The organism is Nonomuraea cypriaca (genome assembly GCF_015645445.1).
GTDB lineage: Bacteria > Actinomycetota > Actinomycetes > Streptosporangiales > Streptosporangiaceae > Nonomuraea > Nonomuraea cypriaca.
In genome coordinates this window covers 1-22,155 of the sequence record NZ_JADOGI010000176.1, presented here as the reverse complement: position 1 = coordinate 22,155, position 22,155 = coordinate 1, and the positions used below count along the sequence as shown (strand labels likewise).

Here is a 22,155-nt window from a genome sequence, read left to right as displayed (position 1 = left end):
GGATCGCCTGGTGGAGGGCCGACAGCTCGGGGCCGGGGTCGACGCCGAGGTCGTCGGCCAGGCGCCGTCGTACGTCGCCGTAGCCCGCCAGCGCCTCGCTCTGCCGCCCCGCCTGATAGAGGGCCCGCACATGTACGGCGCGCAGCCGCTCCCGCAGCGGATGCCGGCCCACGAGCTCGGCCAGCTCGGCCGCCACGAGCCCGTGCTCACCCAGCTCCAGCCGCGCCTCGGCCAGTTCCTCCACCGCCACCAGCCGCTGCTCGTCCAGCCGAGAGACGGCGGCCCGGGCGAACGGCTCGTCGGCGAACTCGGCATAGGCGGGCCCACGCCACAGACCGAGCGCCTCACGCAGCAGCGCGACCCTCTTCCCCGGGCCACCGGTACGCCGCGCGTGCCCGATCAGCGCCTCGAACCGGCCCGCGTCCACGGACTCCGGCCCCACCCGCAGCGCGTACCCCGGCGCCTGGTACGCCACCAGCTCCCGCTCACCCAGCGCCCGGCGCAACTGGGACACCTTGACCCGCAACGCGGCCAGCGCGTTCGCGGGCGGCCGCGCGCCCCAGAGGTCGTCGATCAGGCGGTCGGCGGACACCGGCCGGCCGGCGTGGATCAGCAGGCCGGCGAGCAGCGCCCGCACCTTGACCTCGATCACCTGGACCGGCTCCCCACCGCCCGCCCACACCGCCAGCGGACCGAGCACCCCGAACCGCACCTGCCCGCTCACCCTCGACCCCGACCCAGCCCATGACGGGTGTACGGACCGGTCGGTGGGCCGGGCCGTGTCTGTCCCCTCATAACCGACTCCGAATCAGGCCATAACCACGGGTGTGCAGGGTGAACACATCACCCATTGAAGAAGGAACAACGAAATGTCGGAAAATATCTCCGTTCTTGGGCTCGGACTCATGGGCGCCGCCCTCGCCGACAGCCTCCTGGCCGCCGGACACCGCGTCACCGTGTGGAATCGTACGGCGGACAAGGCCGCCCCCCTCGTCGCCAAGGGGGCCACCCGAGGGGTCACCCCGGCGGAGGCGGTCGAGGCCGCCTCGCTGGTGATCGTCTGCGTGCTCGACTACCCGGCCACCAAGGACATCCTGCGGGACGCCTCCCTTGACGGCCGCGTCGTCGCCAACCTCACCACCGGCCGCCCCGCCGAGGCCCGTGAGATGGCGTCGTGGGTGGCCGAACGCGGCGCCGAGTACCTGGACGGCGGCATCATGGCCGTGCCCCAGATGATCGCCACACCCGGCGCCCTCATCCTCTACAGCGGCTCTGAGCAGGCCTACGACCGGTACGAGCAGGCGTTCGCCCCCATGGCCCGGCCTCGCTACGTGGGGGCGGAACCCGGCATGGCCGCACTGCTGGATCTGGCCATGCTGACCGGCATGTACGGCCAGATCGCCGGCTTCCTTGAGGCCGCGGCGCTGGTGACGTCGGCGAAGTACCCGCTCAAGGACTTCACCGCCGAACTCCTGGTCCCGTGGCTCAACGCGATGGCCGCGCAGCAGCCCGTCTGGGCCGAGAAGATCGAGTCCGGCGACCACCGCACCGAGGTCTCCAACCTGGAGGTCAACAGGGCGGGCATGGAGAACCTGGCGCGCGCCTTCGCCGAGCAGGGCGTCGGGCTGGACCTGCTGCTGCCGATGAAGACGATCATCGACAGGCGCGTGGCCAGGGGCCTCGCCCACGAAGGACTGTCCGGCCTCATCGAGGAGCTCTAGACGGCCGAACCCGATCTCCCTCGGTATGACGCCTGCGGCGGGAAGGCCGCGGTGACGCCCGCGGGGGGCCGGCGCGAGGGCCTGACCGCCCGTGCCCGGACGGCGGGCGCGGGATGTCTCAGGCGGGCATGTCGACGGTCAGTCCGGCCCCGTGGGCGGCATCGGCGAGGCGTTTGTCGTACGTGACGAATGAGGTGAGCTGGGAGCGGAGGCGGAGAGCTGTTGCCAGATGAATGGCGTCCAGGCTTCGTACGGTCACCGGTTTCACGACTTGGGCCAGAACACGAATGCCGGCGTCCAGTTCGACCAACTCGATCAGATCGAGGACCAGGGGGAGTCGGGCAACGGCTTCCGGGGCGTAGCGTGCCAGGGCGCGCAATGATTCGATCTCCACCAGAACCGAACTCGTCCATCCGGTCTCCGCCCTTTCGTCGAGCCAGTCGCGCAATGCCTGCGACTCGGCCTCGGCGTGGACGAGTTTCACGACGGCGGCCGAGTCGAGATAGATCATCAACGCTCGTTCTCCCGGCTGTGGGCGATCTCCGCGGCGATGTCGATGCCATCCGGTTCGCCGAGCGGCATCCGCAGGACGGCGCGACGCATCGCGGCGGCTCGCTCCTTGCGCAGGGCGGCTTCGAGCACGGCTTGGCGAATGGCCGCCGAGCGTGAGCTGCCGTCATGGGTGAGAACATCCAGGGCGTGCTCGGTCTCCGAGTCGGTGCGGATGGTGATGGTGTCAGTCATGTAGCTAGCGTAAGACGCTTTGTCTTACGCGACAAGACCCTGCGCGGCGCACGAAAACGCCCCGCTGCTGATGGACGACTTGCTCATGCCCAGCGCGCGGTGGCCGGCTCGGCAGGAGGAGTAGCTAGGCGGGCCCGAGGTCGGTGCGCGGGCGGAAGGCGGCCAGCGGGATGGACATCCACAGGGGCCGGTTCCTGGCCTCGTAGACCACCTCGTACACCGCCTTGGACAGCTCGAACGCCCGCAGCAGCGCCGCGTCGGCACGCGTGATCACGCCGCCGCCCTCGGCGTATCCGTCGAGGAAGGCGGCCCGGTTGCGGTCCGCCCACTCCTGGGCCCGCGGCTCCAGAGAGGGCCCGGCCTGGGAGCGGTCGGCCAGCAGGTGCCTGGCCGCGTAGTCGAAGGAGCGCAGCATGCCCGCCACGTCACGCAGCGGCGACGACAGCGCCCGCCGCTCGGACAGGGGCTGCCCGGGCTCGCCCTCGAAGTCCAGCACCACCCAGTCGGTGGGCGTGCGCATCACCTGGCCCAGGTGGTAGTCGCCGTGAACCCGCTGCACGGGCACCTCGTTGGTGAGCAGCTCCACCTGGTGGAAGGCGTGTTCAATGGTGCCGACATGGGGGCGGAGGTCGGGCACCTCCACCACGGCCCGCCCCAGCCGGCGCCTGAAGCCCTCGGCCATCCGCTTGAGCTCGTGGATCTCGATGACCTCGGTGGGGAAGGCGCGCGCCAGCTCCTGGTGGACGCGGGCGGTGGCGGCCCCGAGCCGCTCGGACTCGGCCGCGAAGTCGCCGCCCGCCTCGGCCGCCGTGACCTCGGGCAGCGAGGCGTAAAGGTCGCGCACGCTGGTCAGCGCGAGCCCCCATCCGTCGTTCGCGGTCGCCAGGAACTCCTGCATGAACGCCAGCGTCGTGTCCGTGCCGTCCAGGTCGGTCTCGATCCACCCGTACGGCTGCGCGATGTGCGGCGCGTCCCTGGCGGCCAGCGCGGTGACGATCTCCAGCTCGGGATTGATCCCGGGGATGAGGCGGCGGAAGAGCTTGCAGATGTACGCGTCCCCGTACACGAGCGAGGTGTTGGACTGCTCAGCCCCGAGTACGAGGCTGCGCTGCGAGGTGTCGACGTCGACGCCGGGGACGTGGCGCATGCGCAGGCCGCTGCGGTCCTCGTCGTGAGCCATGCCGTCGAGCAGCCAGCTCGTGCGCTCCCCGTCGTGTACGGCGTCGTACAGGTAGACGTCCCCGAGCGTGCCGATGAGCGCGTGGGTGAGTCGCTCGGGGAGCGTGGTCCGCTCGCCGAGCAGGACCTGGTAGCGGTCGCGTGAGCCCTCCTGCCAGACGGCGACGATCAGGTGTCGCAGCCCCGGCGTCAGCTCGACGTCCGAGTCGATCGACAGCTCGTCGATCGGGCGCCCCTTGCCGCCGAACCAACGCTGGCGGCTGATCCATGCGGCAAGGAGCTCATTGAGCACGTCCTACTCCTCCTGGATGATGGCCGGCGGGAGTGTGAACCAATAGAACCCATGCCCGGGAAGCGTCAAAAGATACGGAAGCTCGCCAATTGCCGGAAAAGGTACGCCTCCCATGGTTTCCACCGGAGAGACGCCGACAAACCTCCGCAGGTCAAGCTCCACCGGTTGCGGGAAGCGGGACAGGTTGTTCACGCACAGCATCCGGTCGTCGCCCAGCTCCCTGACGAAGGCCAGCACGCTGGGGTTGGAGGAGTTGAGCTCCGCGTATCCGCCGAGCCCGAACACGGGGTGCCGCTTGCGGATCTCGACCATGCGCTTGGTCCAGTGCAGCAGCGAGCCGGCGTTCTTCTGCTGGGACTCGACGTTGATGCCCTGGTAGCCGTAGATCGGGTCCATGATGACCGGCAGGTAGAGCCGGCCGGGATCGCAGTGGGAGAACCCGGCGTTGCGGTCGGGGTCCCACTGCATGGGCGTACGCACGCCGTCGCGGTCACCGAGCCAGATGTTGTCGCCCATGCCGATCTCGTCGCCGTAGTAGAGCACCGGGGAGCCCGGCAGCGACAGGAGCATGGCGGTGAACAGCTCGATCTGGTTGCGGTCGTTCTCCAGGAGGGGCGCCAGGCGGCGGCGGATGCCGACGTTCGCCCGCATGCGGGGATCCTTGGCGTACTCGGTGTACATGTAGTCGCGTTCCTCGTCCGTGACCATTTCGAGCGTCAGTTCGTCGTGGTTGCGGAGGAAGATCCCCCACTGGCAGTGTTCCGGAATTTTCGGCGTTTGCGCCAATATTTCGGAAATGGGGTAACGGGACTCGCGGCGTACCGCCATGAAGATGCGGGGCATCAGGGGGAAGTGGAATGCCATGTGGCATTCGTCCCCACCGCCCACGGGATCGCCGAAGTACTCGACCACGTCGGACGGCCACTGGTTCGCCTCGGCGAGCAGCACCCGGTCCGGGTACAGCCGGTCGACCTCCGACCTGATCCGCTTGAGGTATTCGTGCGTCTTCGGGAGGTTCTCGCAGTTGGTGCCCTCCTCCTCGAAGAGGTACGGCACCGCGTCCAGCCTGAACCCGTCGATGCCCAGGTCGAGCCAGAACCGCAGCACCTCCAGCATCGCGTCCTGCACGGCCGGGTTCTCGTAGTTGAGGTCCGGCTGGTGGTGGAAGAAACGGTGCCAGTAGTACTGGCCGCGCACCGGGTCGTAGGTCCAGTTGGACGTCTCCGTGTCGATGAAGATGATCCGGGCGTCCTGATACCTCTCGTCCGTGTCGGACCACACGTAGAAGTCGCCGAACGGGCCCTCGGGATCGTGCCTGGACGCCTGGAACCACGGATGGGCGTCGCTGGTGTGGTTCATGACCAGGTCGGCGATGACGCGCATGCCGCGTTTGTGCGCCTCGTCGACGAGCTTCACGAAGTCGCCCAGATCCCCGAACTCGGGCAGGATCTTCATGAAGTCCGCGATGTCGTAGCCGCCGTCACGCAGCGGCGACTCGAACAACGGCAGCAGCCACAGGCAGTCGACGCCGAGCCACTGCAGGTAGTCGAGCCGGCTGATGAGACCTCTGATGTCGCCCGTCCCGTCGCCGTTGGAGTCGGCGAATCCCCGGATGAGGACCTCGTAGAAGACAGCGCGCTTGTACCAGTAGGGATCGCGCGGCTTTTCCTCGTCGAAGGTGTTGGGAATGGGCGTGGTGGAGCTCATGAGCCACCCCGTGCGGGGAGACTCATGAGGGAGGCGCTTTCACACACGTTGAAGACTCCCCGCTGAATTCATGTTCTACCGTGGCGCCGCTCGTACGGTGAGAATGTGGGCAGGCTGGATGTAAGGGTCGAGGCGAACGTAGTTGCTCTGCCGCCAGCGGTACGACTCGCCCGACAGTTCGTCGTCGACGACGAACTCGGCGTTCCAGTCGAGCCCGATGGCGGGCAGGTCGAGATCCACGGTCGCCTCGTGGGTGTGGTGCGGGTCCAGGTTGATCACCGCCAGTACGACGTCGCCCAGCCCGTGCCTTCGTGTGGCCGTGTCATAGGCGCCCGGGAGCCGCTTCGAGAAGCAGACGATGTCCGGTTGGTCGACCCGGTGGAACCGTAGATTACGCAATTCCTGCAGTGCCGGATGCGCTCTTCGGAACAAATTCAGCTGGGTGATGAAGGGGGCCAGGCTCCGGCCCTCGCGCTCGGCGATAAGCCAATCGCGAGGCTTGTACTGATATTTCTCGCTATCTAGGTATTCTTCGCTCCCCGGTCGAACCGGAACATTCTCCCCCAGCTCGTACCCCGAGTAGACGCCCCACGTCGGCGAGGTCAGCGCGGCGAGCACCGCCCTGATCTTGAACGCCGGGATGCCGCCCTGCTGGAGGTATTCGTGGAGGATGTCCGGCGTGTTCACGAACAGGTTGGGCCGCAGGTAGGACGAGGTCTCATGGGCCAGCTCCGACAGATAGCCCTCCACGTCCCCCTTCGAGTTCTTCCACGTGTAGTACGTGTACGACTGGTGGAATCCGACCTTGGCCAGCATACGCAGCATCGCCGGCCGGGTGAACGCCTCGGCCAGGAAGACGACGTCGGGATCGGTCGTGTGGACGTCGGCCAGCAGCCGCTCCCAGAACCCCACCGGCTTCGTGTGCGGGTTGTCCACCCGGAAGATGCGTACGCCATGGTCCATCCAGTGCCGCAGCACCCGCCTGACCTCGGCGTAGATGCCCTCGGGGTCCTTGTCGAAGTTGACCGGGTAGATGTCCTGGTACTTCTTCGGCGGGTTCTCGGCGTACGCGATCGACCCGTCCGCCCGGATCGTGAACCACTCCGGGTGCTCCTTGACCCACGGGTGGTCGGGGGAGCACTGCAGCGCGAAGTCGAGCGCGATCTCCATGCCGAGCTCCCTGGCCCGGCCGGCGAACACGTCGAAGTCCTCGATCGTGCCCAGGTCGGGATGCACGGCGTCGTGGCCGCCGTCCTCCGAGCCGATCGCCCACGGCGAGCCGGGCTCGTCGGGCTCGGGGCTGAGCGTGTTGTTGCGGCCCTTACGGTAGGTGGTGCCGATGGGGTGGATGGGCGGCAGGTAGACGACGTCGAAGCCCATCTTGGCGATGGCGGGGAGTCGCTTGGCAGCGGTCTGGAAATTTCCGGATTTGGAGATGCCGAGCTCGTTGACGATCGCCCCCTCGGACCGGGGGAAGAACTCGTACCAGGAGCCGTAGAGCGCCCTGCGCCGGTCCACCCTTACCTTCAGCGGCCTGGCCCTCGTCACCATCTCACGGAACGGGTGCGAGTCCAGCAGCGCGGCGGTCTCGGGCAGCTGGGCGATCGACAGCCTGGCTCTCGGATCCAGCTCCTCGTCACGCAGCGTGGCGGAGATCGACAACAGCGCCGCCCGGTGCCCGCAGGCGCCCTCGCCGTTGCCGTTCTGCCCGGCGCGCGGCTTCTTGCTCTCCTGCTGCCCGTTCGGGCAGTCCGCCACGCGTACGGCCTTGGCCGCCCGCTCGAACAGCCGGGCGCCCTCCTCGCACATGAGGTCGACGTCCATGCCGCGGGGGATCTTGATCTCGGCGTCGTGCAGCCACGTGCTGATCGGGTCGCTCCACGCCTCCACACGGAACAGCCAGTCGCCCTCGGCGGGCAGGCACACGTCCACGCCCCAGCGGTCGGTGCCCGGGGCCAGCTCGCGCATCCGTCTGAGGCGCCCGCGCCGCCCGTCGGGCGCGGTCAGCACCACGCCCGCGGCCACGGCGTCGTGGCCCTCTCTGAACACGGTCGCCGAGACCTGGAAGGTCTCGCCCGCGACCGCCTTGGCGGGCCACTGCCCGCAGTTGACGACAGGGGAGATGTCCGTGATGGGAATTCGTCCGATCATCGCATTTCAAGGGTATGCGGCGGCACGCTCGGTGCCGCCGGAGGCTTCCCTGGCAGAATCGATCCTTGCATGTAAATTGTGGACAGCAGTGGATAGACCTCCCGAGTGTGTCTGCGGGAGAGGCCAACAATGAGGAAAGTTGCCCCAATGCTCCCTCTTCATGCTTGTTCCCGGAAGGGGTTTGAACGGCCTTCATGAGGGTGAAGGTCTCAGAGGTCCCTCCTAGCCCATAGGGTGCAGAATCGTGAGAGCTATCCGCCGGTTTACCGTCCGCACCGTCCTGCCCACGGAGCTGGCCGCACTCGGTGAGCTCGTGCACAATCTCCGCTGGTCCTGGCATCCGGAGACGATGGATCTCTTCGCGGAGGTCGACGCCGACCTCTGGGAGCAGGTCGGGCACGACCCCGTGGCACTCCTCGGCGCGGTCACCCCCACCAGGCTGGCCGAGCTGGCCGCCGACCGCCGCTTCCTGCGCCGTCTCGCCGACGCCGCCGACGACCTGCGCGAGTACATGATCTCGCCGCGCTGGCACCAGACGCTGAGCGACGGCGCGCGCGCCATCGCGTACTTCTCACCCGAGTTCGGCATCGCCACCGCGCTGCCGCAGTATTCGGGCGGTCTCGGCATCCTCGCGGGAGACCACCTCAAGACCGCCAGCGACCTGGGCGTGCCCATCCTCGCGGTCGGCCTGCTGTACCGCCACGGCTACTTCACGCAGTCGCTCTCGCCGGAGGGCTGGCAGCTCGAGCACTACCCGTCGCTCGACGCGGGCGGCCTGCCTCTGAGCCTGCTGAAGGACACGGACGGCGAGCCGGTCAAGATCCGCATCGGCCTGCCCGAGGGGCGCGTGCTGCACGCGCAGGTGTGGGTGGCGCAGGTCGGGCGGGTGCCGCTGCTGCTGCTCGACTCGGACGTGGCCGACAACGACAACGCCGCCCGCGACATCACCGACCGGCTCTACGGGGGCGGCACCGACCACCGGCTCATGCAGGAGCTGCTGCTGGGGGTCGGCGGCGTCCGCGCGATCAGGGCCTACTGCCGCATCACGGACCACGCCGAGCCGGAGGTGTTCCACACCAACGAGGGGCATGCCGGGTTCCTCGGCCTGGAGCGCATCAGGGAGCTGACCGAGGCGCGGCTCTCCTTCGACGAGGCGCTGGAGGCCGTACGCGCCGGCACGGTGTTCACCACGCACACCCCCGTCCCCGCCGGGATCGACCGGTTCCCCGTGGACATGATCGAGCGCCACTTCGGCGGCGCCAACGCCTGGCCCACCGTGCCCGTGGAGCGGATCCTGGCACTCGGCGCGGAGCGGGATCCCGGCCGGTTCAACATGGCGATCATGGGCATGCGGCTGGCCCAGCGGGTCAACGGCGTGTCGGTGCTGCACGGCGAGGTCAGCAGGGAGATGTTCAAGGACCTCTGGCCCGGGTTCGACGTGGCCGACGTGCCGATCGGGTCGATCACGAACGGCGTGCACGCGCCCACCTGGGTCGGGCGCGAGCTGATGGAGCTGGCCGGGCGCGAGCTGCCCTCGCTGCTGGAGCGGGCCAGGGGCTGGGAGGGGATCCAGAAGATCTCCGACGCCGACATCTGGCAGATCAGGGGCGCGCTGCGCAGGCGGCTGGTCGACGGCGCCCGCGTACGCCTGCGCAGGTCGTGGCGCGAGCGCGGGGCCTCGGACGCCGAGCTGGGCTGGATCGACGACGCCCTCGACCCCGAGGTGCTGACCATCGGCTTCGCCCGCCGGGTGCCCTCCTACAAGCGGCTCACGCTGATGCTGCGCGACCCAGAGCGCCTGACCGAGCTGCTGCTCGACCCCGCCAAGCCCGTGCAGATCGTGATCGCCGGCAAGGCGCACCCCGCCGACGAGGGCGGCAAGAAGCTGATCCAGCAGATCGTCAAGTTCGCGGACCAGCAGAGCGTCCGCCATCGCATCGTGTTCCTGCCCGACTACGACATGGCGCTCGGCCAGCTCATGGTGCAGGGCTGCGACGTCTGGCTGAACAACCCGCTGCGTCCCCTGGAGGCGTCCGGCACCTCGGGCATGAAGTCCGCGCTCAACGGCGGGCTCAACCTGTCCGTCCGCGACGGCTGGTGGGACGAGTGGTACGACGGCACCAACGGCTGGGCGATCCCGACCGCCGACGGCGTGACCGACCCGGACCGGCGCGACGACCTGGAGGCCGCCGCCCTCTACGACCTGATCGAGCACGAGGTGTCCGACCGGTTCTACGACCGCCCCTTCGACGGGCTGCCACGGCGCTGGATGGAGATGGTCAAGCACACCCTCACCTCGCTGGGGCCCAAGGTGCTGGCCGGCCGGATGCTCCGCGACTACGTCGTGGACCTCTACGGCCCGGCCGCCGCCTCGGCCCGCTCGCTGTCGGCCGACTCCTACGCGCCGGCGAAGGCGTTCGCCGCCTGGCGGGTGCGCGTCACCCAGGCCTGGCCCGGCGTCCGGGTGGAGCACGTCGAGGCGTCGGGCGTGGGCGACACCCCGGAGGTCGGGGCGTCCATCGAGCTGCGCGCCACGGTCGTGCTGGGTGACCTGGAGGCCGGCGACGTGCTGGTGGAGGCCGCGTACGGCAAGGTGGGGCCGCACGACGAGCTGACGCGGCCCGCGTACGCGAAGCTGGTCGTGCAGTCGGTGGAGGACGACGGCCGGGCGCACTTCACGGGCAAGGTCCCGCTCGACCACACGGGTGCCTTCGGCTACACCGTCCGCGTCGTGCCGTATCACCCGCTCGCCGCCACCACCGCCGAGCTCGGCCTCATCGCCGTTCCCGAGGAGCCCGCGGGCATGACGAACGGCACCCTGCGGTAGCCCTCGATCGGCAGCGGCTCAGATATCGGTAGCAGGCGGCATAATCAGGACCGTGGACGACAGCGGGAACGGCCTGCGGGCCGACACTCTGGTGGCCACGGTCCGCGGTGTGCTGCCGTCCCTGACGCCTGCCGCCCAGACCGTCGCCCGGCTCATTCTGGAGGACCCGGCGACGGTGGCGAGGAGCACCATCACGGAGCTCTCCGCCGCCTCGGGGACCAGCGAGGCGACGATCGTGCGTACGGCGCGGCTGCTCGGGTTCGCCGGTTATCCGCAGCTGCGGCTGGCGCTGGCGGCGGCGGCCGCGCAGCCGGACCGGCTGGTGCCCGGCGACCTGGCGCCCGACGACCCCCTGTCCGAGGTCATCCACAAGGTGGCAAGGGCCGAGTCCGAGGCGATCAACGACACCGTCGCCCAGCTCACCTCCGAGCGGCTCGGCCTCGTCGTCGAGGCCATCGTCGGGGCCAGGCGGGTCGACGCCTACGGGGTCGGGGCCTCCGGGCTCGTGGCCGAGGACGTCGCACAGAAGCTGCTGCGGATCGGCCTGTCCAGCCACGCGTTCCAGGACGCGCACTTAGCGCTGACCAGCGCGGTGCTGCTGAGGGCCGGCGACGTGGCGATCGGGATCAGCACGTCGGGGGAGACGCCCGACGTCATCGAGCCGCTGACGCGGGCCGCCGAGGCGGGCGCCACGACCGTGGCGATCACCAACAACCCCCGGTCCTCCATCGCGGAGCTGGCCGAACACGTGCTGATCTCCGCCGGGCGCGAGACGGAGTTCCGTCCCGGCGCCCTGGCCAGCAGGATCAGCCAGCTCCTCGTCGTCGACTGCGTGTTCGTCGGCGTCGCCCAGCGTACGTTCGACTCCTCTCAGGAGGCGCTCGCGAGCACCAGGCGCGCCGTCAAGGAGTTCACCCGGAGAACGTCACCCGCACGTCGTCAGCCTTGACGTACATCACGCGGTGCCCGAACTGGATCTGCAGGTACTTCGTCTGGCCCCGCACGACCTGGTGGTCCTCCAGGTCGAACGTGACCGCCCGGTAGTACTCCGTGGCGGCCGTACCTCCGAGGGTGTACTTCTCACCGGCCGAGAACGTGTACTGGAGCGGGGTGACGGCCTGGTAGGGGATGCCCTCCGGGTACGCCTCCTGCTCCGGGTACGCCCGCCCGTACACAGGGACCGTGGCCTTGCCCGGCTTCGGGGTGACCACCAGGCCCATGGACGGGACGGCGGTCGGGGCGTCGGCCGGGTTGTGGAACCACGCCTTCTGGCCGAGGTACCAGATGGCCGTCCAGTCGCCCTGGCGGCCGGCCACGGCGAAGCGCTGGCCGGTGCTGGCGCGGGCGCTGTGGTCGTACACGCTGTAGAGGGACTCGCCCGTGGGGTGCTTGCCGATGTCCTTGACCAGCGGGGCGTCGGCGCGGGGCTCGGTACGGAGCCAGACGGTCTGGGCCGGGAGCGGCGGGCAGGCGGCGGACGTGCCGTCGCAGCCGTAGAAGTACGGCTTATTCGTCGCGTAGTCCGGCTTTATCATGATCGAGCCGGACCTGGGGCCGCCGAACTGGTGCAGCGGGGCGCCCATCAGCTGGAAGTAGTGCCCAGTCCCAGAACGGTCCGGGGTCCTCGTGCATGCCCTGGACGGTCGTCGGCAGCGTGCCTGGGACGTTGTCGTGGCCCAGGATGTGGGCGCGGTCCAGCGGGACGCCGTGCCTGAGCGCCAGGTAGCGGACGAGGCGGGCGGAGGAGCGGTACATCGCCTCCGTGTACCAGGTGCCGCCCTGGGCCAGGAAGCCCTCGTGCTCCAGGCCGATGGACTTGGAGTTGATGTACCAGTTGCCGGCCTGCCAGCCGACGTCCTTGGACTTGATGTGCTGGGCTATGTGGCCGTCGGTGGAGCGGATGGAGTACTGCCAGCTCGCACCGTAGTTGGGGTCCTGGTTGAGGCGGATGGAGGGCAGGAAATATCCCTCCATATCGTGAATGATGATGTACTCGATCTTCTGGCTGACCGGGCGGTTCGCCAGGTCGTAGTGGCCGTAGTCGTTCCCCGGGAGCTCCTGGTACGCCGCGGGGATCCACTCGCAGGAGATCGAGGCGGGGCACTCCACGCCGTCGGTCCGCGCCGGGCGCAGGCCGAGCTTCTCCAGCCACTTCTCGATCTTGCTCAGCCCGGGGACCGCCGGCAGCCTGACCGTCTGCCCGTTGTCCGTCGTCCGCTGGGCGCCCTGCTCGATCGTGGCGAAGACCTCGTCGGCGAAGAACTTGGCCGCGCCCGCCTCCTCGGCGCCGGAATACTTGGCGACGGCGCCGTACCATTCGCCGGGGTCGTCGCTCAGGGGCGCGCCGAGCGCCTTCTGGTAGTCGGCGAGCAGCGCCGCGCCGCCCCGGATGTTGGCGCCGTCGTCCGTACGCAGCCGCTCGCGACTCTCACCGGTCAGTTCGGCGGCCTTCTCCATCGTACGGAGCGAGGCGGGGATGTCGGCGGGCGCCGGCGGAGCCGCGGCCGGGGGCAACGGCCGGCTCTCATCGCCGCGGGCATCCTCCTCGCCCGCGTCGTGGTGGTTGGATCCGGTGAAGGCGGCGGCGTCCGTCAGGTGCATGGGCCCGAACCCGGCATCGCTGGACGGCTGGCCGGCGTGGGCGTCCCAGCGGGACTCGAGGTAGGAGACGCCGAGCAGCACGCTCTCCGGCACCTGGAACTCTTCCGCGGCCGCCGCGAACGCCTGCTGTCGATCGCCGGGTTCCTGGGCGTGAGCCGCTGTCATGATGCTCACGGGCAACATGGCGACGAGGGAGATCGCCAATAGTCGGCGCATGAACCACTCCTTGGGCTGGGGGTGCGCGTGGTGTGGTTCAGCGTCTCAACATTTTCCTTCGCAGGCGAGATCTTTGCGAAGCTATTTTTCACCTTTGGCCACGCCGGGAGCGGGAAGTCCGCGGTGTGGTCTGGTGCCAGTCAGTCCATGATCTGGTCAGGGTGCCCGGTTCGCTCTGCTGTCGAACTCAGCGCGAGCCGTATCGATCGCCGGGATGTTGTCAAGGCTCCATTGGACGACGGGACGCGTCGCATCCAGGAGCGTCTTTCCCATGGTGGTGAGTTCGTAGGTGACGTTGGGCGGCATGACGGAGTAGACGGTGCGGGTGAGGATCCCGTCGCGCTCCAAACCGCGCAGAGTGACCGTGAGCATCCGTTGGCTGATGCCCTCGATGGAGCGTTTGAGCTCGGTGAACCGCTTCGGGCCCGCGCCGAGCGTATCGACGACACCGAGTGACCACTTGTTGGCGACGAGATCCAAGACCTCGCGCGCTCGGCACCCCGGACCGCCAGAGAACTGACTGGGCGGGAATGTCGGGGGAGCGGTGGACGCGGCGTCGGTCATGGTTACCTCCGAGGAACCGGGGCATCGAAAAGTGCCTGATTGACCCAGAGCTCCCGGTTCTCTCAAGATACTAGGGAACGGCTAGTAACCACGAAACGATCGGCGTCGCTGAGAACATCACGCGATCACGCCTTCGGGCCAGGCACCGCCACGCACCGTGCGGTGAACTGCGAACTATTCATTCAGAGACTGAGAGAGAGCACTCGCATGCCCATTTTCGCCATCGCCGGAGTCGGTAGCGGCGTCCGTCCAGGGATCGCACGCGTCTTCGGCCGCGGGCTGTCCCCCGTCGTCCCGCTTGGCCGGCCACAGTCCGAAAGCCGACTTCGTCGCACTGCCGGAGAGGTGATGTGCGCATGAGCTTCGAGCTCGGCGCTTACAGCTTCGGCATGGCGGGACGCGACTCCGAGGGCAACATGGTCACCAGCGCGCAGGCGGTGCGGAACGTCCTTGAGCAGATCCGCGTCGCCGAGGAGGTGGGTCTCGACTTCTTCGGAGTCGGCGAGCACCACCACGAGCGGGTGCCGGTGTCCTCACCCGTATCGGTCATCAACGCCGCGGCGGCCATCACGTCGAAGATCACACTGTCGACGGCGGTGAGTGTGCTGTCGACCGACGACCCGATCCGGCTGTACCAGCAGGCGGCCACCGCCGCGATCGTCAGTGGCGGACGGGTGGAGATCATCGCCGGTCGGGGTTCCTCCACGGAGTCCTTCCCGTTGTTCGGTTACCACCTTGACGATTACGACCGCCTCTATGCCGACAAGTTCGGTCTACTGTTGGCGATCAACGCCCATGAGCGGGTCAGCTGGGAGAGTCCGTTCCGGCCGTCGCTCATGGAGGCGTTGGTCGTCCCTCGCCCCGACAAGCCGCTCAAGATCTGGCTCGGCACCGGTGGGAATCCCGAATCAACGATCCGGGCCGGTTCTGCCGGCCTGCCTGTTTCCTATGGCGCGCTCAACGGTACGCCCAAGCATTGGGCCCGGTTCGGGGCGCTGTACCACCAGAGCGCCGACGAGGCCGGTGTCAACCCAGAGCTACTCGAGATCTCCGTCGCCAGTCACGGCTTCGTCGGCCGCGATGGACTCGCCGCCAAGCAGCGGTTCCACCGACACGAGATCGCGTCGTTCGCCCTCGCCGGCCGGTCCATCCCGACCAGTTGGGACGCGGTCGAGGCGAACTACTCACCCGGCGGGATGGTCTTCGCCGGTGACCCCCTTGAGATCGCCGAGCGGATCATCGACCTCCACCAGCACGTCGGTCACCGCCGCCAGTTCCTCCAGATGGACATCGGTGGCATGCCGCACCGTGACGTGCTCGCCTCGATCGAGCTACTCGGCACGGAGGTCGCCCCACAGGTGCGCGCCGAAATCAACGGCCGCGAAGGCTCATGAGCCCGGTACGGTTCGCCGCTGGCGACTACCGGCACGCGCTGGGCCAGTACCCGACGGGAGTCACCGTGATCACGGCGCGTGGGCCCGACGGGGGCAAGATCGGGGTCACCGCGAACTCGTTCACGTCCGTGTCACTGGATCCGCCGCTGGTCTCCTGGTGCCCGTCGAAGACGGCCTCCAGCCTCCCTGAGCTGGAGAACGCGACGTACTTCGCGGTCAATGTGCTCGCCGCCGACCAGCATCACCTATCGCGTCGGTTCGCCACGTCGGCGCAGGAGGTGCGGGACAAGTTCGAGGGCGTGGCCATCAGGGCGGGTATCGGCGGCCTCCCCCTGATCGAAGGCGCGGTGGCGCGCTTCCAGTGCCGCACTGTCCGCCGAGTCGAGGCCGGTGACCACGTGATCTTCATCGGCGAGGTGCAGAACTACGACGCCAACGGCGGCGAGCCGCTGGTATTCCATTCGGGCACTTACCACATCGTGACCGCACACCCCGGCCAGTAAGTGGGCTTGTGAGGCTGTCGAGGCGGTCGATGCCTTGCTCGTCACGGCGCTGACCTGCCATCGGTAACTCATCATGATTTGGGTGGGGCGGTGTGCTCGCGCTGGAAGGTGGCGTACAGCCACCACAAGGACGGCAGCAGGAGCAGCGCGCCCACCGCCAGCGCGCCCAGGGTGGCGGCCAGGACGGTGCTGGTGGCGGCCGCCTCGCGCAACATCACTCCGGGAAGCAGGGTCGGATACTGGCCGACGCCCCACCCCCAGAGCAACCCCGTCACGGCCAGGGCGGCGGTGAGGCGTACGGCGAGGTAGGAGCGGTTCCACAGGAGGGCGAGGGAGGCCAGGCCCGCGGCCACGGAGAGCAGGAGCAGCGGCATCGCGCGACCCGTGGTGAGCTCGGTGAACAGGGCGGGCGCGTCGGCCCGCAGGACGAGCAGGCCCGCGGCCGAGAGCGCGCCGACGACGATGCCGCAGCCCAGCGCGCGGTTCCTGAAGGCTTCCGTCAGGGCGGCGTCCCCGGTGCGCTGGGCGTCGCGGGCCAGGTAGACCGAGGCGAGGTACGCGGCCGTGCCCACGGCGAGCGCCCCGGCGACCAGGGAGGTGGGGTTCAGCCAGCTGCCCACCAGGTCGCCCCTGGCGATACCCGGCGGTACCCGGCCCGAGGCGATCGCGCCGGCCGCCGTGCCGAGGAAGAACGGGGTCGCCACGGAGGAGAAGGCGAACGTCGCGCCGAAGAGGCGGCGCTGCCACAACTCGGTGGACACCTTGCGGAACGCGAACGCCGCGCCACGGCCGATGATGCCCAGCGCCGCCAGCGTGAGCGGGATGTAGAGGGTGGAGGCGACCGCGGCGAACACCGACGGGATGCCGGTCCACATCAGCACGATGACGAAGATCAGCCAGACGTGGTTGGCCTCCCAGACGGGGCCGATGGAGTGCTCCACGAGCGCCCGCTGCCGCTGCCCGGACACGGCGCCGCCGGCCAGCAGGTCCCAGATCCCGCCGCCGAAGTCCGCGCCGCCGAACAACGCGTACGCGGTCAGCCCGATCCACATGACGGCGATCATGATCTCTGGCAACGGCATGTCAGGTGACCCTGTAGTCGGTGACGTCGCGTTCCTGGGGCGCGATCGGCACGGGGACGTCGCGGGCCAGGCGGCGCAGCACGTAGACGGTGGCCACGGTCAGCACCAGGTAGACCGCCGTCACCAGGACGAACCCGTACACGAGGCCGGGCGCCGGGTTGACGGCCTGCGCGGTGCGCAACACGCCGTACACGATCCACGGCTGGCGGCCCACCTCGGTGACGACCCAGCCCGCCTCCAGCGCCAGCACCGCGGCCACGCCCGAGACGGCCACCGCGCGCGGGAACCACGGCGAGTCCGGCAGGTCTCGTCGTCGCCGCCAGGTCACCGCCAGCCAGGCGGCCAGGGCCAGCAGGGCGAAGCCCAGCCCCACCATGATCTGGAACGCCCAGTGCACGACGTTGACCGGCGGCCGGTCGGCCGGCGGCGTGTGGTTCAGGCCGATGATCTCGGCGTCCGGCTTCCAGTGCGCGAGCAGGGAGAGCCCGTACGGGATCTCCAGCGCGTACCGCAGCTCGCCGTCGACCGCGATGCCGCCCAGGTGCAGCGGGACCCCGCGCTGGGTCTCGAAGACCCCCTCCATGGCGGCGAGCTTGACCGGCTGGTTGTCGGCGACGAAGCGGGCGGCCCAGTCGCCCACGCCGATCTGCACCGGCGTGACGATCGCGGCGACGGTCAGTGGGAGCAGCAGGCCGAGCCGGTGGTAGCGGTCACGCCGGCCGCGCAGCATGGCGACGGCGTAGACGCTCGCCATGCCGTACCCGGCGACCATGAACGCGGCCAGGATCATGTGCGTGGTCTGGGGCGGCGTGGCCGGGTTGAACATGGCCGCCCACGGATCGACCGCCACGATCCTGCCGTTCCGCATGTCGAAGCCGGTGGGCTGCTGCATCCAGGCGTTGGCGGTGACGACGAAGAACGCGCTGGCCACCCCGGCCAGCACGATCGGGATGCCGGACAGCAGGTGCGCGACCGGTGGAAGGCGGTCCCAGGCGTACAGGTAGATGCCCAGGAAGATGGCCTCGATGAAGAACGCGATGCCCTCCAGCGCGAACGGCAGGCCGATGACCTCGCCGTAGACGCCCATCAACCCGGGCCACAACAACCCCATCTCGAACGACAGGATCGTCCCGGACACCGCGCCGACCGCGAACAGCACACCGAGCGCCCTGGCCCAGCGCCGGGCCAGCAGCCGATAGTGGACGTCGCCGGTGCGATGCCCCCGCCACTCGGCGAGCAGTGTGATGGCGGGCATGCCCACACCCAGGCAGGCGATGACGATGTGCCAGCCCAGCGACAGCGCCATCTGCATCCGCGCGGCGCCGAGATCGGCCGGGTTGACATCGATCAACGCGAACATCAGTCCCCCACAGGATTTCCGGACAGGGGTACTGCCGCCCCCGACATCTCCTCCCCCTTTCCACAAACGCTGTACTTATGGCGTGCTTGTCGCGGTGCTTCCCTACCAGAACGTGAGGTCAGCCCACTTCCAGGGCCGCCGGGCGGCGGGGGACGAGCCAGAGGGTGAGCGGGACGGAGAGCAGCGTGACCACGCAGGCGGCGTTGAGCGCCGCGGGCATGCCGAACGCCTCACTCACGGCGGGGCCGGCGAAGGCCCCGAGCATCGTCGCGGCGGCCTCCAGAGTGAGGAACGCCGCGCTGACCCGGCCGAGCAAGCCCTCCGGGGTCGTCCGCTGCACCCAGGTGAACACGGAGACCGTCACGGTCACCGCCGGCAGCCCGAGGAGGAACGCGGCGGCCAGTGCGACGGGCAGCGACGTGCTGTTGAACAGCAGCGCGAAGGCCACGGCGACGAGTGCCTGACTCGCGGCGACGGTGGCCCTGGTGGCGTCGCGGTCGGCGAGCCTGCGGCTGACGGGGGCGCCGGCGAGGAGTCCGAGCCCCAGCGCGGACAGTAGGTAGCCGACCTGGACGCTGCCGCCGAACTGCGTCACACCGAACGGGATCAGGAGGGCGGTGAAGGCCGCGTTCGCCAGCAGGTAGACGCTGTTCGCGGCGAGCAGGCCCCGGGTCGCCGCGGCCCGCCCGACGTGACGCAGCCCCTGCCGGATGTCGGCGAGCACCTCCCGGACGGCGGTCGCCGGCTGAGCCCTGGTGGCGGTCGCCGGGGCCTGGCGGTGGGAGGAGGATCTGGCGATGGTGGCCGCGGACAGGAGGCCGGCGGTGGCGCTGGCGGCTATGACCGCGCCGATCCCGGAGAACGCGAACAGCAGTCCGCCGATCGGCGGCCCGACGAGCCCGACCACGCCGGTGGTGACGGCGCTGAGGGCGTTCGCACCGGCCAGCTCCGGGCCCGTGCCCACCACGGCGGGGGTGTGGGCCTGCGAGGCGGGGCGGAAGACCACCGCGGCCGAACCCTGCCCGAGCACCGCCACGTAGACGAGCCAGATCGTTTCTGGCGTCGTGGCGAGCAGCGTCACGGAGATGGCCAGCGCGTGGACGAGGTCGGTGGCGATCATCAGGCGGCGGCGGTCCCACCGGTCCGCCATGGCCCCGGCGAACGGCCCCAGCAGCAGCGACGGCAGGTACTCGAAGGCCAGGGTGATCCCGGTGGCCAGCACCGAGCCGGTGACGGCGTAGACGTGGGCAGGAATCGCGACGACCAGCATGCTCGTGCCGAGTCCCGCGACCGCCCTGGCCGTCCAGAGCAGCCGGAAGTCCCGTATTCGCAGCACCCGCGTCATCGTTCTCCCCTTCGATTGGACTATTCCCTCAAGAGAGAATCGGCTATCGGCTATTCTGTCAAGATATGAGCGTGGATCATGCGGAACTGGGCCGGCGGTTGCGCGGCCGCCGGGCGGCACTCGGCCGGACCGTCGCGTCCGTGGCCACCGACGCGGCGCTGTCGGTGCCCTACGTGGCCAACCTGGAGAACGGCCGGGGCAACCCCACCGTCTCCGCCCTCGACCGGCTCGCCGAGGCCCTCGGCACCCGGCTGGTGATCACCTTCGCGGACCCGGGCACGGACGGCGCCACACCGGCCCCGCCGCCGTCCCTGCTGGAGTTCTCGCGGAGCCGCCGGTTCCGGCGTGAGGTCGGGACGCTGGCCGGGCTGCTGGGCGAGGACGACCGGACCGTACGCGGCATGCTGGTCGACGCGCTCGCCGCCGTCGCCGCTCCGCTCAGACGCGACCTGGACGAGGCCGACTGGCAGCGCCTGCTGGACGCGCTCGTCCTGATCCTGGGCCACCCGGCCGAGCCCGCGCCCTGACGGCCGAGCCCGGGCCCTGATCGGCGGGGCCAGGCTCAGTCCGGCGCGTGACCACCGACCGGGCCAGGCTCAGTCCGGTGCATGGGCCAGGCTCAGTCAGGCGTGGTGCCGTGCCAGGAGCGCCACAGTGCGGCGTACGCGCCGTCGGCCGCCACCAGGTCGTCATGGGTGCCGAGCTCGGTGAGCCGGCCGTCGAGCATGACGGCCACCCGATCCGCGTCGTGCGCGGTCTGGAGGCGATGGGCGATCGCGATGACGGTACGACCCGCGAGTACGCCGGCCAGCGCGCGCTCAGTGTGCCGGGCCGTTCCCGGGTCCAGGAGGGCGGTGGCCTCGTCGAGGATCAGCGTGTGCGGATCGGCCAGCACCACGCGGGCCAGAGCCAGTTGCTGGGCCTGCGCGCCATCGGGCCGGTGACCCCCATGCCCCAGTTCGTTGTCCAGACCGTCGGGCCGGTGACCCACGTGACCCAGCTCGGTGTCCAGACCGTCAGGCAGGTCGCGGAGCCAGCCGGCCCCGACGACGGCGAGCGCCGCGCGGAGCTCGTCATCGGTGGCGGCGGGCGCGGCGATCTGGAGGTTGTCCCGTACGGTGCCCAGGAACACGTGATGCTCCTGCGTGACCAGCATGACGCGCTCGCGCAACCGGCCCGGGTCGAGGTCGGCCACCGGGACCCGCCCGACGGTCACCGAGCCGGTCCGCGGGACGTCCATGCCGGCCAGCAATCGCCCCAGCGTGGTCTTGCCCGCACCGGACGGGCCGACGATCGCCAGCCGCTCGCCCGGCCGGACGGTCAGGTCCACGCCGTGCAGCACGTCCGTTCCGCCGTCGTAGGCGAAGCGCACGCAGGACACCTCGAGCCGGTCGTCGACGGGTGTGGGGGAGGAGGGCGCCGGGGCCGCCCGCGGGGTCAGGCCGGCGCCCTCCACGCGGGCGAAGGAGGCGCCGCTGCGCTGGAGCCGTTCCATGTGCAGGAGGATGACGTCGAGGGGCTGGTCGAGTTGCCGCAGGTAGAGGGCAATGGCTACCACCGTGCCGAGCGTCGTGGCGCCCTGCCCGAGCAGCGCGCCGCCGACCAGCAGTACGGCGACCACGGGGATGACGTACGACATGTCGACGATCGGGAAGAGCACGCTGCGCAGGAACAACGTCCTGGTACGGGTCTCCCCGCACCGGTCGATCGCCTCCTGGCACGCCGCGATGCGGCGCCGCCGCAGACCGAGGGCCTCCACCGTACGGGCCCCCGCGGCGGTGGCCGAGAGCTCCTCGGCCAGAACCGAGTTGGCGGCCCCTTCGTCCAGGTACGCCGGTACGGCCCTGCGCAGGTACCAGCGGGTGGCGAACCAGATGCCCACCAGGCCGAGCACCCCGCACGCGCCAAGCAGCGGGTCGAGGACGACGACCGCGCCCAGCACCAGCAGGGCCTGGACGGCGGCGATGAGGATGTCGGGACCCGCGTCGCGCAACATGCCGCCGACCGCGGCGACGTCGGCCGTGCCGCGGGTCGTCAGGTCACCCGTGCCGGCCCGCTCGACCGCCGAGACGGGCAGCGCGAGCACCCGGTCGGTGAACTCCTCGCGGACGCGGGCCAGCGTACGCTCGCCGAAGCGATGCCCGACATAACGGGCGTAGCGCGCCAGGAGGAGCTGGGCCAGCGCGAACAGGATGAGGGCCGGCGCCAGCCGGTCCACGGCCCCCACCCCGGCGCCGGACTTGACCGCGTCGACGATGCGGCCGAGGAGCCACGGGCCGGCCAGCCCCGCGCCGGCGGCCAGCGCGTTGAGCACCACCATGACGGCGAAGGCGCGACCGTCCAGCCGGATCAACCGGAGCGCCGCCCTGCGTACCTGGGCGGTCTCGGCGACGGGCAGCGAACCGCCGCTCATCGAACCACCTCCCCGTGCGGCACGCCGTCCGCGTCCCCGGCTTCGTCCCAGCCCCC

The 22,155-nt window shown here is 69.9% G+C and carries 19 protein-coding genes; 6 read left to right on the top strand and 13 right to left on the bottom strand.

Features of this window, described 5'->3' with window-relative positions; translation table 11 throughout:
* The coding region (locus ITP53_RS40060) for an AfsR/SARP family transcriptional regulator (RefSeq protein ID WP_328817293.1) at positions 1-724 on the bottom strand (724 nt) is incomplete at its 3' end.
* A 145-nt stretch (positions 725-869) separates the two neighbouring features.
* Between ITP53_RS40060 and ITP53_RS40055 the strand changes: the two genes are divergently transcribed.
* The gene (locus tag ITP53_RS40055) at positions 870-1,721 is read left to right on the top strand and encodes an NAD(P)-dependent oxidoreductase (RefSeq protein WP_195900691.1); all 852 of its coding nucleotides are present in this window, start codon (positions 870-872) and stop codon (positions 1,719-1,721) included.
* A 118-nt stretch (positions 1,722-1,839) separates the two neighbouring features.
* Here the strand turns inward: ITP53_RS40055 and ITP53_RS40050 are convergent, their stop codons facing one another.
* The 5 genes from ITP53_RS40050 to ITP53_RS40030 all read right to left on the bottom strand — a co-directional run bounded on the left by ITP53_RS40050 (position 1,840) and on the right by ITP53_RS40030 (position 7,794).
* A complete protein-coding gene (locus tag ITP53_RS40050) occupies positions 1,840-2,232 on the bottom strand; it encodes a type II toxin-antitoxin system VapC family toxin (RefSeq protein WP_195900690.1) in 393 nt (130 codons plus the stop codon).
* Positions 2,232-2,465 (bottom strand): hypothetical protein, encoded by a 234-nt coding sequence (locus ITP53_RS40045; protein ID WP_195900689.1) that lies wholly within the window; start codon positions 2,463-2,465, stop codon positions 2,232-2,234. Before ITP53_RS40045 ends, ITP53_RS40050 begins: the two co-directional genes overlap by 1 nt.
* Before the next feature lie 124 nt (positions 2,466-2,589).
* Positions 2,590-3,936 (bottom strand): maltokinase N-terminal cap-like domain-containing protein, encoded by a 1,347-nt coding sequence (locus ITP53_RS40040; RefSeq protein WP_195900688.1) that lies wholly within the window; start codon positions 3,934-3,936, stop codon positions 2,590-2,592.
* Positions 3,937-3,939: 3 nt separating this feature from the next.
* Entirely contained in the window at positions 3,940-5,643 is a 1,704-nt protein-coding gene (treS, locus tag ITP53_RS40035; protein WP_195900687.1) for a maltose alpha-D-glucosyltransferase, read from the bottom strand.
* A gap of 75 nt (positions 5,644-5,718) precedes the next feature.
* Entirely contained in the window at positions 5,719-7,794 is a 2,076-nt protein-coding gene (locus ITP53_RS40030; protein ID WP_195900686.1) for an alpha-1,4-glucan--maltose-1-phosphate maltosyltransferase, read from the bottom strand.
* A 244-nt stretch (positions 7,795-8,038) separates the two neighbouring features.
* Here ITP53_RS40030 and glgP point away from each other — a divergent pair, with 244 nt between their 5' ends.
* Both glgP and ITP53_RS40020 read left to right on the top strand, forming a co-directional pair.
* Entirely contained in the window at positions 8,039-10,621 is a 2,583-nt protein-coding gene (gene glgP, locus ITP53_RS40025) for an alpha-glucan family phosphorylase (RefSeq protein ID WP_195900685.1), read from the top strand.
* Between the two features lie 52 nt (positions 10,622-10,673).
* Entirely contained in the window at positions 10,674-11,570 is an 897-nt protein-coding gene (locus ITP53_RS40020; protein WP_195900684.1) for a MurR/RpiR family transcriptional regulator, read from the top strand.
* Here the strand turns inward: ITP53_RS40020 and ITP53_RS58385 are convergent.
* The 3 genes from ITP53_RS58385 to ITP53_RS40010 form a co-directional block, all read right to left on the bottom strand.
* Positions 11,533-12,156 (bottom strand): hypothetical protein, encoded by a 624-nt coding sequence (locus tag ITP53_RS58385; RefSeq protein WP_236051670.1) that lies wholly within the window; start codon positions 12,154-12,156, stop codon positions 11,533-11,535. The genes ITP53_RS40020 and ITP53_RS58385 overlap by 38 nt on opposite strands.
* The gene (locus ITP53_RS40015; protein WP_236051669.1) at positions 12,128-13,438 is read right to left on the bottom strand and encodes an N-acetylmuramoyl-L-alanine amidase; all 1,311 of its coding nucleotides are present in this window, start codon (positions 13,436-13,438) and stop codon (positions 12,128-12,130) included. The genes ITP53_RS58385 and ITP53_RS40015 overlap by 29 nt, the downstream gene beginning before the upstream one ends.
* 156 nt (positions 13,439-13,594) lie before the next feature.
* The gene (locus tag ITP53_RS40010; RefSeq protein ID WP_195900683.1) at positions 13,595-14,002 is read right to left on the bottom strand and encodes a winged helix-turn-helix transcriptional regulator; all 408 of its coding nucleotides are present in this window, start codon (positions 14,000-14,002) and stop codon (positions 13,595-13,597) included.
* A gap of 356 nt (positions 14,003-14,358) precedes the next feature.
* On the opposite strand from ITP53_RS40010, the gene ITP53_RS40005 reads away from it, so the two are divergent.
* Together ITP53_RS40005 and ITP53_RS40000 are read left to right on the top strand one after the other, a co-directional pair.
* Positions 14,359-15,396, top strand: coding sequence for an LLM class flavin-dependent oxidoreductase (locus ITP53_RS40005; protein ID WP_195900682.1), 1,038 nt, complete (start codon positions 14,359-14,361; stop codon positions 15,394-15,396).
* A complete protein-coding gene (locus ITP53_RS40000; protein WP_195900681.1) occupies positions 15,393-15,899 on the top strand; it encodes a flavin reductase family protein in 507 nt (168 codons plus the stop codon). Before ITP53_RS40005 ends, ITP53_RS40000 begins: the two co-directional genes overlap by 4 nt.
* 71 nt (positions 15,900-15,970) lie before the next feature.
* Here the strand turns inward: ITP53_RS40000 and ITP53_RS39995 are convergent, their stop codons facing one another.
* The 3 genes from ITP53_RS39995 to ITP53_RS39985 all read right to left on the bottom strand — a co-directional run bounded on the left by ITP53_RS39995 (position 15,971) and on the right by ITP53_RS39985 (position 19,686).
* Positions 15,971-16,981 carry a cytochrome d ubiquinol oxidase subunit II gene (locus ITP53_RS39995; RefSeq protein WP_195900680.1) on the bottom strand — a complete coding sequence of 337 codons (1,011 nt, stop codon included), beginning with the start codon at positions 16,979-16,981 and terminating at the stop codon, positions 15,971-15,973.
* A 1-nt stretch (position 16,982) separates the two neighbouring features.
* The gene (locus tag ITP53_RS39990; protein WP_195900679.1) at positions 16,983-18,341 is read right to left on the bottom strand and encodes a cytochrome ubiquinol oxidase subunit I; all 1,359 of its coding nucleotides are present in this window, start codon (positions 18,339-18,341) and stop codon (positions 16,983-16,985) included.
* A gap of 118 nt (positions 18,342-18,459) precedes the next feature.
* On the bottom strand, positions 18,460-19,686 hold the full coding sequence (locus ITP53_RS39985) for an MFS transporter (protein WP_195900678.1): 1,227 nt from the start codon (positions 19,684-19,686) through the stop codon (positions 18,460-18,462).
* Positions 19,687-19,751: 65 nt separating this feature from the next.
* Here ITP53_RS39985 and ITP53_RS39980 point away from each other — a divergent pair, with 65 nt between their 5' ends.
* Positions 19,752-20,213: a helix-turn-helix domain-containing protein gene (locus tag ITP53_RS39980; RefSeq protein ID WP_195900677.1), complete on the top strand. Its 462-nt coding sequence runs from the start codon at positions 19,752-19,754 to the stop codon at positions 20,211-20,213.
* Positions 20,214-20,305: 92 nt separating this feature from the next.
* Here the strand turns inward: ITP53_RS39980 and ITP53_RS39975 are convergent, their stop codons facing one another.
* Complete coding sequence (locus tag ITP53_RS39975; RefSeq protein WP_195900676.1) at positions 20,306-22,099, bottom strand: ABC transporter ATP-binding protein; 1,794 nt, start codon at positions 22,097-22,099, stop codon at positions 20,306-20,308.
* Positions 22,100-22,155 lie beyond the last annotated feature (56 nt).